The sequence below is a fragment of the Pasteurella pantherarum genome (assembly GCF_049670885.1).
Taxonomy (GTDB): domain Bacteria; phylum Pseudomonadota; class Gammaproteobacteria; order Enterobacterales; family Pasteurellaceae; genus Pasteurella.
The window spans coordinates 1,767,554-1,781,009 of record NZ_CP187173.1; the positions used below are offsets into that span (position 1 = coordinate 1,767,554).

Genomic DNA, 13,456 nt, shown 5'->3' on the forward strand with positions numbered 1-13,456 from the left:
AATCCTATAAAATAATTCTGTTTATTTTATAGCCTCAAAAACATTATGCAACTAGGTGATAGTTGTCTGTATAAATAGCCAGAATCCCCATTTCTTGAACATGGCTCAATGTGCTCGTTTTATTCACCAAGGATTATTAGGTATGCACAGTCAAACGGCTCGTAACTACTCGGGTGGGTATAAATGTAGCAGTAAGTGCGGTCATTTTTGATGTCAATTTCCTGTACAAGATGCGAGCCATCCCAAATAAAATGCGTTTCCCTTTGCATTTTTTTAGCCTTTTCTGACCCCTTGTCGTTGTAGGCTTATTTATTGCTTCGGCGGCCACTCAATTCCCTTTTCAATCATAATCGCTTTGATTTTTTGTACCGCGTCTAAATCACCTTGAATAACCTCTAAATTTCCTTTATATCGTCCGCTTTTCACATCATCAACATCTTCTTTGAGGGATTTTTCTTCATTGAATACAGACATTGCAAACGTTTTGCCCGTAAATTTATTTTTGCTATGGATAGTGGCACCTATAGACACCAAATAATATGCAACTTGAGGAGCTACCGTTATTGCTTCATGAGCTAAAGTTTCTCCGTTACTAAGCATTAAATCCATATCCGCCCCATATTTTACTAACAGTTTTACCGACTCCAATTTATAGTTACTTAATACTCTAAACATAATAGGAGTACCACCATGACTATTTTGGATCCTAAAATTCGGATCTAATCCTCCTTCCAACATCGCTCTTAACAGTGCGGGATGTTCCTGCATTAATGCCAAGCTTAATGGTGTTTCTCCAAAATCTCCCCGCTTGTCCACTGGTGCACCTGCTCGCACTAATTCCGTAATCACTTGCAAATGACGAGTTGGCTTATTGCTTTTTAAATCCCCCAATGCTTCATAAATTGCCGCCGTCAGTAACGGCACACTTTTTTCAGAGACTAAATCCAAATCTGTCTTCGCTGCTAACTCTCGTACCTTATCAACATCCGCCGCTTTAATCGCTTTGACCAAGACTTTTTGTTCTTCGCTAAATCCATCTAATGGGTAACTTTCTGGCATACAACCCCCAATTAAGAATAAAGTAAATAAGCAATATAAAAATCTCATCACCACTCCTTAAAGAATCGACTGTATATTATCCACATGACCTGACTCTTTTATTTTTTCCTAATACCACCCGATTAATAATCATTAATTTCTCATCCTCTGCCACACCCTGCATACGAATAACACTACCAAGAGGCAATAGTTTTCTGTTGGCTAATCATAGATTACTCCTTTGATGAAAAATAACTTAAAATTAAATTTCATCTTGTAACCTATAAAGTATTTGAATATTTATCTTTCTATTCTCTATCTAATAAGTTAATTATTCTTATTAAATTGCTTTCTTTAGAAACAGTAATACAACCTTTTGATACGCTACCGAAATGAAGGGTTGCTCCACCTCTTTTTATTCCTAATCTATAAGATAGGAAATCTAGTTTATTCCAACCAACTTCTTGTCATGCATACCAATCTTCTCCTGAGTAATGGGCTCATTCAGAATCTATTTGATAAACATCATGATCATTTGGTTTACAACGGTCGGCTTCATCTCCTCACAAAATACCCGTAAGCTCAGGGGCAAGAAACGAATGTAAAAATTTTTATCCTTAATCAACTACACTGCCTAATGGTAAGATGACTTACTTTTCGGCTAACCAAATCCCATAATTCATAGTCACATTACAAAGTATGTAGCCAAAACCATAAACAAATATATAAAGATATTTCACTCTGCTTTTTTCTAAATCAACGGGGGTTTTTGTTAAAACTCGATCCCAGATAATTTTAATCATAATTACAAATACAAAGTTCATAAAATAAACCCCATAATATATCAAAACCTCCTTCAACAAGATCTTAATATACCATAATGGTAATGGCTTATAACTTTTATATATCTTACTCAAAACAATAATCAAAACCAATGACAGAGAAATCATAAAAAATAATTGATAAAAATATTTACTATTTCTTTTATAAAAAACCCAAAAACCTATAAATAAGCATAAAAAATAATGAAGATAATTAATCATCACTAAACCTCTCATTGAAATCTTTTATTATTGAGCCATAATTAACATCGATCTCTAAATCAGCCTTTAACCCAGTTGCAGTGCTATCTCCCTGCTAAGCCCCTCTCTTGCGACTGCTTTAAATACCTTTCCTCCAAAATCCCCATCTACTGAACCAGCAGTACCGCCATAGGACGATAGGGCACTCGTACATTAAGATAACGAGATGTAAACTCTCTTTGACTTCTGCTTCAACCAAGGGACTTTAGCTTTGACATTAATTTCGCCATAGATATTATTCCCCTATATACTTTTCCTGTTACTTTTAACTCAACCACATCATCTAATTGGCTTACTTTTCGGCTAACCAAATCCCATAATTCATAGTCACATTACAAAGTATGTAGCCAAAACCATAAACAAATATATAAAGATATTTCACTCTGCTTTTTTCTAAATCAACGGGGGTTTTTGTTAAAACGCTACCCCAGATAATTTTAATCATACACATAAACACAAAGTTCATAAAATAAACCCCGTAATATATGAATACTTCTTTAAACAAAACATCAAAAAAATAAGAAGGAAAGAATCTTTGGTAGATTATACTAAAAGAAACAACCAACACTAACAGTAGCGAAATTATAATAAATACCCAGTAAAAATATTTACCATTTCTTTTATAAAAAACTAAGAAACCTATAAATAAGCATAAAAAATAATGAAGATAATTAATCATCACAAACCTCACTTTAAACTAAACTCTTGTCATAATATCGCCAGAATTTATATCAACTTGTACAGACTTTTAATCCAATCCACATAGTCAACTCACCGAATAAAAAGAGAAAAGATGCCTTTAATTTCTGTAATGAATGGCATTCTTTTCGCTTTCCGATTCTGCTCATAATCAAACCTCATCATTTCACGCATTGTTAAATAATCCATTCAGTTTACTGATTTGAAAGGCGATTAAACCATAAACAAAGTGCGGTGTGTTTTGGAAAAGTTTTGAGGAGTCAAACAAGCGATGATTCTTACAACACGTTTTATCAATGATGAAAAAGAGAGATAAATTCCTATATAGCCCACTTTATAATAACAAATATTATTTAACTTATTTGCTTTAAAACCTTTTGGTTAAACTCAATATTTCCAAAATTGCTATCTGCTGCTAACGCCCACAAATCTACACCGTCAATTTTTTTAAGATTATTCTTTTGCAAAACAAAAACGATAAATAAGAAAGGATAAGAATAATTAACTGGATGTTTAATCACATTATAAATGGCATTTTCTTTATATAATAAAATATCCATTATTCGCTCAATATAAATGGTCATTATCTTGTCATAAACATAATCCACAACCGCTGGCACCTCATCCAACATATCGGGCAAACGCACCGTACCATAATCATCACCTGAAAAGTTATTTTCGTCTGATTTATTTAGGGTTAATAAACTATATGCAAAAGATTTTGCTCCAATAGGTGAGCTCCTTGTTTTATAATTCACTTCATGCATTTCTAAAAAATTCGTGAATTCAGGCAAATCAACAAATACATGAAGAATATAACCTTTACCACTCACAGAATATTGGAGATATAGCTCCCCACAACCATTTGCAGATTTATCAATGGTAATTTTATTCTTTTTGACCTTGATATATTTATCCTTAGCAAAACGTGCTTTGAATTTATCACGTAAACTCTCTTCAAATACTTTCCTCGTTTCTTTTGACATAACCTTTCCTTATTCATATTTTAAAACATGGAAAACACTATTATTTGATAAACTTTCAATATCATACATGCCACTACTTGATTTAGTGTCAATCTAAACTAATATTGTATTGAAGGATTTTCACTTAATAAAAATTCTTCTAAACTTTTCGCTTGAAATTTTAGATCATCTAACAGTAAAGAGCCTAATCCGTTAGCATATATATGCCCTGTCTTATATTCCATTAGAATCGCAACACCGCCATTATTATCTCCAATCATAATATATTCTGGAAGGTAAAAATTTATTTCATAATCTTTATTTCGCAGAAAAATCTCCTCAATCTCTAATAAAATAAAGTGTTCTGCCTGTAATCCATTAGATATAAGAAGAAACTTTACATAGGAATGAAGGAGCGTAAAATTATGATTTCTCGTTACTTCTCGTATTACATTTATATCTGCAGGTTTATTTAGTTCAAAACCCTTATTTAGTAATATTGTTTAATTCATTAAATACCCCTAGCAAATTAAAATATTGCATTTAAATTAAACTTATTCATTATTTACTCAATCAAAAAGGGCCGATTCTCTTGCCATCTTTATTTTTACTTACATCATTTAAAATATCACGAATAAGTTGACGATCTTCATATTGCTTAGCAAAGAATACTATCTCATGACGATTCTGTTCTGAATATAAATATGAGGATGCCAATATATAAATAAATGGACTAATGACCTGAGTCATATTCTTTAAATAATGTGCTTGAGAAATATAATTCATCACTTTTTTGAAATCCTCATCCTTCAAAATCATTTTCCTTGCATACAACGCTGCACAAGCACCTGCAGCTTTCAAGGTATTATTTGATGCTAAGGCATCATAAACAAAAGATAAATTTTCTGATTCCGCATTTTCTAAATACACAATCGCTAACGTGAGAGCAAAATAAATTACCGTAGCAGGATGATCTCGATTGAGGAGTGCTTTTAAATAATCAATTTCCTCTACACACTCTGTCACTGCAAGGGCATGAATTAAATACATCTGTGTTTCCCACGCCTTCGGTTTTTCTATTTCACCAGCTAATGCCTCATGTAAGTAAGAACCATAGCCTTTTAAGCGTCCTTTTAGGATTTGCTTTGCCGCTTTTTTAATTACTGGTGAACATCCTGAATTCAGTTCTTCTAAATATTGCATATCATTCTCTCATTCTTAAAATTATTAAAGTACTATACTATCCGTATTCCTATTCTGAGCTTGAGTTAAACTTTGTCAATTTAAATCATCTCTATTACCATTATATGCTATCGGATATACATGATTCATAACGATAACCCCACTTTCCCCTTGTGGAGGGAAATATTAAACAAGTTTTATCTCGGATAATGTCATATTTATAATAGAGGGGTTGGAAGATAACGCTGATATTAAAAAAACTTATTGATCTTTCCTGCCTTAACGAGTTGTAAAAGAGTATCTGAGATATATTCTTTTCGAGTAATGCCATACATTTCAACTGTTTGATAAGGTAAATATTTTTTTATCCAGTTCACTAACTTTTTATAAAAGTCATCAACCTCTTTGGGTTTACTTACTTCTTTGCCATCTTCCCAATATTTTATTTGCATATAAAGACGTCCTGGTGAAATTCTTCCTTCGCTTAACCTTAAAATTGAATTCCTAAATTCGATTAATGGGGAATATAATTCATCAACATGTTCAAATTCTTGTCCTGATGCCATAGCAATAAGTTTTTTTATTTTTATGTCGCCAAATTTAGGTTTATAAATATAACCATGCAAATATCCTTGCTCTGTTCTAAAATCTTCAGGTTCAGCATTAAAATAATTAGTAAAATCACGGTGAAAAATAAATTGCCCACCCAATTCTTTTACATAAGCTAAAAAGGCTTTTTCTGTTTCAAGATCCATATAATAATTAATCTGTTTACTCATTATTTTAGCCTACCTATCCTATGAATGATAAATAACATCTTCTCCATTATAAGCAGGAGAACCTTTAATATCTGTAATTGCTTTACGTCCTCTAGATACAGGTAAATATCCCCATATTCTGTTTGCAATGTTTGCGAAGGTTTTTTCAAACTACAGCCAACTAGGTGCACTTCAACGACATGACCTGATTTATGACCATCTGGGGCTTTAGGAATAAAACAAACGACGACTCTCACAACTGCTTTTATCAATGCTGAAAAATCAAAGAGCACATCACCGCTTGTTCTGTGTGGCAAAAAATACAAGTCAATCGTTACAAATGAGCTGCACCATGGGGATCTTAATTATTAGATATAATGTTTTTTCCACTTATTATCAAATGAGTCAAACCAATCTTTTCTATCTATTAGCCATTTTTCATCTTTATATACCATAGTATATCGATATGTGGTTTTGGTTCTATTTGATTCCGTAATAAAAAAACATATTTTATTTTTTGTGACTATTTCATATTTATCAATAGATAAGAAATGAATGTCATAGCCAGGTATATCTGAGCAGTGTCCAGTTATACTTTTAGATAACTTGGGCGTGCAGTATTGATTAATAATAGGTGTTAAACTGGAGATGATCTCGGCATTAATCTTTTCGTCAAAACCTTCTTTTTGTATTAGGTTATATGAATTAATATTCCACGCGTTTATTACTTTAAAAAAATCAAGCAAGGTTTTCTTGGCCAAATTTAAATTTTCAAGACTAATTTTTCCATAAGCACCTCTCTTATTTGGTTTTTTTAAATAATTGTCCTAAAACTTTTTGTCCATTTTAGATCTAAAGAACTATCGTTCTTACCTAGTTTTCTCCGATTTATTTCTTCAATATTCTATAACTTCCTCTACCCTTCACACTAAGCCCAACGGATTATGCCTGCACCTTTAGGCAATATAATCTGTTGATTTATTGTACTGATTTAAAGGGTTAGCGTACAGTTCTAAGACAGTTTTTGAGTTTGAGAGGAAAAAAGTGCGGTGGGTTTTGGGAAAGTTTTGAGAAATAAAAACAAGCAGTCAGTACTCATCAAACTTTTACAACAGGTAAAAGAGAAAGTGACTGTTTGTTGATGGTAGTAAGAAATGAAGCCACTTATTACAAGTAAGCCGTATTATGGGAAACAATAATATTATAAGATAGCTCGTTCCCAATGTTCTCCCTCATCATAGCTAATTTCTTTTTTATCGATAAGCCATTTATTTTCTTTAAAAACAAGTACATATTTAAAATTATTTTCAGCTTTATTAGTTTGTTTTGTATATATAATCGTTTTCTTTAAACCAACTTCAATATTATATATAGGCTGAGTTACGAGATCATAGTTTGAAATAGCACTCGCTGATAGAATATTGGGTTTTCCTGTTTTCCTACTTCGTACAGTACAATATTTTTCAAAAATTTTAGCGACTATTCCTTGATGTTCTTTAATATTATCAGACAATCCTATTTTAATAGCGTAAGATTCCCACTCACACATTTCATTCATAAAAGCCACGAAAACATCTTCTGCTAACATAATAACCTCTTAATGTGTAAATTTTAAAGTATCTAAAAGCGAGAATTTATGAAATATACCCTATCTAATTTTATTAGATTTTACGAAATGATCATTCCAATCTTTTTATATTGCTAACTTCTAGTTGACGTTAATTTGAAAATGCATTTTCCCTTTATTTATATAAGACTAATTAAAAAATAAACTCTATTAAATTTTCTTTAATATCATCGCAAAAAAATTTATTAATCATTAAATAAACATCATCCACAAGCTCTTTTTTCAACTTCAGGTTTTGTTCTCTTACCTCATATTTAAAACTTAACGCTTGTAATTTTGTTAACTCAATATAAAAAGATAAAAAATCAAATAAACTATTACTTAACTTCATCACTTCGCTACTTCCAGAAATTAAGCTATACACAGGACAATCCTGATCTCGCACATCACAAAAAATAGCTTCATCTAACATATTGTGTGCAAAAATCATGTAATCTTTTTGGTTAAAAAGTTGATTATCATCTAAAGCCCAAGTTTCTGGTTCCGTTGCTTCTGATAGATATGGTAAAAAAACTAAATTAAAGAAACGATTACCAAAATAACATTCTCCCTCAAAAGAAAGGTGCTGATAATACTCCAATAATTGTCCTGATAATTTTTCATCTCTCTCAAGCAATTTTTCTTCAGAAAAATGCAGTTCACCATCCATCTTTTTGCTTAAATAAAAATGCTTAACGAAGTCTTGCAAAAGACTATTCACATTCATAAATGTATATCTCCTTAACCTGTACATTTACTTTGTATTTGATTTAATCTCTATTTTATGTGTCATCACGCGCTATCTTTCCCTATCTCACCTCAATTTCATTGTAATCTGCAAATTTAAAGCCCATCAGCCCATGCTCTTCCACTAATTGTTTAAATTTTTCAGTGACAAAAATCCTTGAAATATCTTCTTCAATGGTAAATAGATAGTCATCAGGGATTTTCTCTTTGAGCAAGACCGCTTTTTCAATAACCAATTCCTTTGGATAAACTCTATATTCAGAATGCTCTAAATCCAATATCCCTTTTGTCAAAAGGTTGCCACCTTCTCCTCATCGCAATCCCGATAATGCTTTCTTGACCATCAGGATAATCTTCTATAAAAGAGGAAAGCTCGCCATAACTAGAAGCCAATTCATATATTTTTGTCATAGTACTGTTCTCCAATCACTGTTTCTCGGTGCGTTAGTTAAAATGGTTTTCATCTTATTTAGCTCATCCATCACATGCTGACTCCACTCTCTGTCTTTATTCTTCTATCTGGAAGAATATAGTGAACTTGTGGATATTCTTTCTCGCGACACTTTTTTCACAGTTTAACTTAGTTTGTAACGAGATTTTGATGATTTATTGTACTTAACTGATGAATTGAGGTACAGTTTTGGGATGAATTTATTGGTAAAAAGTGCGGTGGGTTTTGAAAAAGTTTTGAGGAATAAAACAAGCAGCACCATGGGGATCTTAATCATTAGATATAATGTTTTTCCCACTTGTTATCAAATTCTACAAACCAATCTTTTTTATCTATCTGCCATATTTCATCTTTATTAATAAGAGTATATTTATAAAGACTCTTAGATCTATTTGTCTCTCGTATGTAAAATATTATTTTATTTTTATTAATTTTATCGCATTTTTCTAAGATAAGATTGTTTTTATCATACTTTGGGATTTCTGAGCATTTTATAGAAATCTTTTCACTGATTTTCTTAGTGCAAAATTTTTTAACTATTGGTTCTAAGGTTGAAAGTAGTTTTTTTTGAGTTTCGATGCCAAACCCATTTTCTTGTGTATATTGATAAGCATATTTATTCCATAAATACATTTCATCAAAAAAATCAAATAATATTTTTTTTGCGTTTTCCATTTATTACCTCTTTAATTTGGGAATTATTCATCTAATATTTTTATACCGTCTTTGAATACAGCATATTGAATTCCTATTTCCTTTTCCGCCTTGACCACCTAACACTTTAGCCAAAATATGTCCTGCATCATCTGTTGGTAAACCTAATGATTTGGCATAATCACGAGCAGATTTATTTGCTAAAGTCCCAGTGCCAATCATCTCTTTTGTTACCGTTACTCTTGCTTCCGTTATTCGATCTAAATCATCTCTAACTAAAGTCGGACAAACCGCCACCCCCAACGGTTGCACCCAATCTAGCGGATTGCCCACATACCCAAACGGTCTCTCCCCACCATTCAACCCAATCGGGGCACTCGAAATATAATTCCCACTCTCTGGGTCATAATACCGAAAGCGGTTATAGGCTAAGCCACTTTCTTGGTCGGAATATTGCCCTGCAAATAAAAGCTGTGGGTCTAGCGGGCTGGTTTTGCGATACGCATTCGGGAACAGTAAGCCCCATAAGCTCCGCTTTTCATCTTTCCATTCGGTTTTATTGCCGTCTAGGGTTTGTTGGCTTTGCTCATAACGGTCTTGTTGGGCGATGAGTTGCCAGCCATGAAACACATTGTGGCGTTGGCTTATCTGTTTGTCTTGTTTAACGGTTTGAGTGTAAGCCAGTTGGTCGCCGTCCCACGGGTAGGTGATTTTCAGCTGTTGTTGCGGACATGCTTTTGAAATCCGTCGCCCAAGGGCATCGTATTGATAATACCACACTTCGCCTTGGTTGTTGGTAATGCCCGTGAGTTGATTATTGGCATTCCAACGGAAGTAGGTGGTTTGTTTACGAAAACCGTCTCGGATTTCGGTTTTTTCGGTTAATCTGCCAGCTTTGTCGTAGCGGTAACCTTTGTTTGAATTGTGCTACTAGACTACAAGGGGGCACTTTATTCTAAAAAAGTGCAAAATTTAGAGAGAAAATGACCGCTTGTTGTGAAGAAAAAGAGTACGCCACTCGTTATAAATGAGCGGCATCGGAGGGGGGCATTAATGTAATATCTAAAATTAAACCTAAGCATTAATCCGTTATCACAATTGTTTCAGATAATTTATTTTTCTGTTCTGATGATAACGGTGAATGAATAAACTCACATTTCAAAAAATTATCTACCCCAGCATACTGTTTTAAAAGCGTGGTACCGAATTTTGTGTCAGTAAAATTACAATTTATAAATTTACAATATTCAACATCGCAACGCCCATCAAATTGAGCATTAGAAAAATCACAATTTAAAAAAGTAATTCGAGAGAGTAGTATTTTTTTAAATTTTGCATGACGGAAACTACAATGATATATATTTTCTCTACCTAAACCGACTCCATCAATCACTGCATGGTCAAATTCACAAGAGGATATTTTACTTCTAACAAACCCAGTAAGCTCAGAATAGTGAAAACGACAATTATCGATTATACAATCAACAAATCCCAGTCCATATTTAAAGTCATATAATTTATTGGTTTTTTCCTGACAAGAATTAAATGATTTAGTTGTATTGCAATAAGAAAAATCTATATTTTTCAAGAACTGTAAACTTACACCAACATTAAAGTAAAAACCTCTTAGATCTAACTTTTCATTAATCAATGGTCTATTAAATTTCAATAAAAATGCATTCTCAATATTTTTATTCTTCCAATTATTTCTATTAGCAAACAAAAAATTATTAATTTCTTTTAATTCTAAATCTGTCCATCTAGAATAGACGGAACAATCTTTAAAGTTTACAAATCTCATTTTAGCCATCCTAATATATGATATTAATAAACCAATGAGTTAAATCGTTCTGGTATTTATTAATTTTTCCAGCTTGCCCTATTGTTGTAATATCAAATACACCATATCGATATCCTCCGTTACTGTTCGGAATTCTAAAATGATAATCAGGTCTTAAAGGAGACCAAATTCCCCCTACATTTCTTGGAATACTACCTGAATACCCACCAATATTCGCCAATTCAGTAATATACCTATTAGGATTGTTTGGGTTGAATGCTAATTTATCTGTAATTTGTTGAATCGCATTACCCCTTGCAACATTTTTTAGCCATTGAGGGATATAAGATTTTCCAGCCCACTGAGAATAAATTTTCCCCCAAGCTGTATCCATATGAATACCCTTATCTGCCATTTTACTTGCTCTCTGAACATATGAGTTTAATTCATCTGCAACTCGATCTATTGATTTATGACCTGATCTTCCTGAATCATTAATAGATGCTCCACAAACAGCCAACCCCAACGGATCAACCCAGCCCGTTGGGTCAAACACATAACCATAAGGGTTAAACCCACCCAGCAACCCTATCGGGTCATGGCTAAGATATTGCCCCGTCTCCGGGCTGTAATAGCGGAAGCGGTTATAATGCAGCTCACTTTCTTCATCATAATACTGCCCCGCAAAACGGTGATGACAACCTAAAGCCTGACTGTCATTCGCCGCCGGGTGACGATGCCCATCAATCGTCGCCTCGCCCCACAAGCTCAGTTTTTGGCGATAATCAATATACCCCGTTTCACTCATCAACTCCGTGATTGCCCCCACTTGGTCAGTGACTGAGCCCGTTGGGGAGTGGCTGATGATTTATTGTACTAACTTAAAGGACTAGCGTACAGTTTTAAGGTTGGCTTGGCTTGCGTTTAGTAGGAAAAGTGCGGTGGGTTTTGGGAAAGTTTTGAGAAATAAAACAAGCGACAGGTTCTCGTGAAATTGGTTACAAATACTGAAAAATCCAAGAGAACACCTCCGCTTGTTGTGGGGATTGAAAAAGAATTTAGCCACTCGTTATAGGGGCGTGGTATTAATTAGTGAAGTTAAAATATCAAGTAATTTATAGATATCATTTTCACATACTTGTCACATTTAAAAATATGAAATAATTATTCCCTGTGAGTTTTTAAAGAAATAATATATTATCCCCTATATTTATTAATACATCATTAAATATTACTTATTTTTACAGGCTTTATTTCAGCAATTCTAACAACATCAGAGCAAGAATATAAAACAACCCCTTTATCATTTATTAGGTTAAATTCAACCTTATCATCTAGAAACTTTAAATCCACATCACCTCTTAAATTATATAAATTATCAGCATACATCTTAACTTCTAATAAATTAAAGAATTCAAGAACAACTTTAATGCTATTGAATACATTTTTCTCCCAAGCTATTGGAAATGAATTAGGTAACTCCAACAAATATATTGAAATATCTAGCTTATAATCATAACAACAAAAAGTATTTAAAATAACATTGTTTAATGTTAACTCTCCATTAAACATATGAATAATTTTTTCTTTACCTATTGCTTTCTCAAACCATTTCATATGCTCCCTCCTTTTTTAAAAATTATAATGTTCAGCCATCCCCGAAAAGCTTTCATTCCGTGAGGCATTTCCTGTACTAGATTCATATACCCTTGGATTAAAATGAGGTCCTTGATTACCAGGAGTTCCGGGAGGTCCATACTGATGTCCTGCAGAATGTTCTTGGAATACAATTCTCTCTCCTGTACGAGTAATATAATGGTATTCTCTAGTATTAATTGGATTATGGTTAGCATCAAAAATTCGTCTTCCATTTCTATCTGTCATTGGAACTGACTTAACATCAATAGGCTGTTGAGACATTGGAATTCCCGCATCTCGTTTAGCCGCTCTTAATGCTTCTCTTCTGGAGCGAAAATTTTTATTACACCCCGCCAACCCCAACGGATCAATCCAGCCCGTTGGGTCAAACACATAACCATAAGGGTTAAACCCACCCAGCAACCCTATCGGGTCATGGCTAAGATATTGCCCCGTCTCTGGGCTGTAATAGCGGAAACGGTTATAATGCAGCTCACTTTCTTCATCATAATACTGCCCCGCAAAACGGTGATGACAACCTAAAGCCTGACTGTCATTCGCCGCCGGGTGACGATGCCCATCAATCGTCGCCTCGCCCCACAAGCTCAATTTTTGGCGATAATCAATATACCCCGTTTCACTCATCAACTCCGTGATTGCCCCCACTTGGTCAGTGACTGAGCCCGTTGGGGAGTGGCTGATGATTTATTGTACTAACTTAAAGGACTAGCGTACAGTTTTAAGGTTGGCTTGGGTTGCGTTTAGTAGGAAAAGTACGGTGGGTTTTGGAGAGGTTTTGAAAAATAGAAACAAGCAGTCAACACTCATCAAACTTTTACGGCGTGTAAAAGTGAAG

At 33.6% G+C, this 13,456-nt stretch carries 15 protein-coding genes; all 15 read right to left on the reverse strand.

Annotated features, from left to right (window positions below; translation table 11 throughout):
• Positions 1-309: 309 nt before the first annotated feature.
• Complete coding sequence (locus ACPEEM_RS08320; protein ID WP_424406621.1) at positions 310-1,107, reverse strand: ankyrin repeat domain-containing protein; 798 nt, start codon at positions 1,105-1,107, stop codon at positions 310-312.
• 2,065 nt (positions 1,108-3,172) lie between these two features.
• Positions 3,173-3,805 carry a hypothetical protein gene (locus ACPEEM_RS08325; protein ID WP_424406623.1) on the reverse strand — a complete coding sequence of 211 codons (633 nt, stop codon included), beginning with the start codon at positions 3,803-3,805 and terminating at the stop codon, positions 3,173-3,175.
• A 98-nt stretch (positions 3,806-3,903) separates the two neighbouring features.
• Positions 3,904-4,284 carry an SMI1/KNR4 family protein gene (locus tag ACPEEM_RS08330; RefSeq protein ID WP_424408249.1) on the reverse strand — a complete coding sequence of 127 codons (381 nt, stop codon included), beginning with the start codon at positions 4,282-4,284 and terminating at the stop codon, positions 3,904-3,906.
• Positions 4,285-4,357: 73 nt separating this feature from the next.
• Entirely contained in the window at positions 4,358-4,987 is a 630-nt protein-coding gene (locus ACPEEM_RS08335; protein ID WP_424406625.1) for a hypothetical protein, read from the reverse strand.
• Between the two features lie 230 nt (positions 4,988-5,217).
• Positions 5,218-5,745: a hypothetical protein gene (locus ACPEEM_RS08340; protein WP_424406627.1), complete on the reverse strand. Its 528-nt coding sequence runs from the start codon at positions 5,743-5,745 to the stop codon at positions 5,218-5,220.
• Positions 5,746-6,092: 347 nt separating this feature from the next.
• Complete coding sequence (locus ACPEEM_RS08345) at positions 6,093-6,485, reverse strand: NTF2 fold immunity protein (RefSeq protein ID WP_424406629.1); 393 nt, start codon at positions 6,483-6,485, stop codon at positions 6,093-6,095.
• Positions 6,486-6,925: 440 nt separating this feature from the next.
• Positions 6,926-7,312 carry an NTF2 fold immunity protein gene (locus tag ACPEEM_RS08350; protein ID WP_424406631.1) on the reverse strand — a complete coding sequence of 129 codons (387 nt, stop codon included), beginning with the start codon at positions 7,310-7,312 and terminating at the stop codon, positions 6,926-6,928.
• Between the two features lie 172 nt (positions 7,313-7,484).
• The gene (locus ACPEEM_RS08355) at positions 7,485-8,057 is read right to left on the reverse strand and encodes a hypothetical protein (protein WP_424406633.1); all 573 of its coding nucleotides are present in this window, start codon (positions 8,055-8,057) and stop codon (positions 7,485-7,487) included.
• A gap of 82 nt (positions 8,058-8,139) precedes the next feature.
• Positions 8,140-8,370, reverse strand: a complete 231-nt coding sequence (locus ACPEEM_RS08360; protein WP_424406635.1) for an imm11 family protein — start codon at positions 8,368-8,370, stop codon at positions 8,140-8,142.
• Between the two features lie 434 nt (positions 8,371-8,804).
• Positions 8,805-9,203, reverse strand: a complete 399-nt coding sequence (locus ACPEEM_RS08365) for an NTF2 fold immunity protein (RefSeq protein WP_424406637.1) — start codon at positions 9,201-9,203, stop codon at positions 8,805-8,807.
• A 27-nt stretch (positions 9,204-9,230) separates the two neighbouring features.
• Positions 9,231-9,962, reverse strand: coding sequence for an RHS repeat-associated core domain-containing protein (locus ACPEEM_RS08370; protein ID WP_424406639.1), 732 nt, complete (start codon positions 9,960-9,962; stop codon positions 9,231-9,233).
• A 301-nt stretch (positions 9,963-10,263) separates the two neighbouring features.
• Positions 10,264-10,983 (reverse strand): pentapeptide repeat-containing protein, encoded by a 720-nt coding sequence (locus ACPEEM_RS08375; RefSeq protein ID WP_424401709.1) that lies wholly within the window; start codon positions 10,981-10,983, stop codon positions 10,264-10,266.
• A gap of 10 nt (positions 10,984-10,993) precedes the next feature.
• Positions 10,994-11,770: an RHS repeat-associated core domain-containing protein gene (locus ACPEEM_RS08380; RefSeq protein WP_424406641.1), complete on the reverse strand. Its 777-nt coding sequence runs from the start codon at positions 11,768-11,770 to the stop codon at positions 10,994-10,996.
• 416 nt (positions 11,771-12,186) lie between these two features.
• The gene (locus tag ACPEEM_RS08385; RefSeq protein ID WP_424406643.1) at positions 12,187-12,579 is read right to left on the reverse strand and encodes an Imm50 family immunity protein; all 393 of its coding nucleotides are present in this window, start codon (positions 12,577-12,579) and stop codon (positions 12,187-12,189) included.
• A 15-nt stretch (positions 12,580-12,594) separates the two neighbouring features.
• Positions 12,595-13,245, reverse strand: a complete 651-nt coding sequence (locus ACPEEM_RS08390) for an RHS repeat-associated core domain-containing protein (protein ID WP_424406645.1) — start codon at positions 13,243-13,245, stop codon at positions 12,595-12,597.
• Positions 13,246-13,456 lie beyond the last annotated feature (211 nt).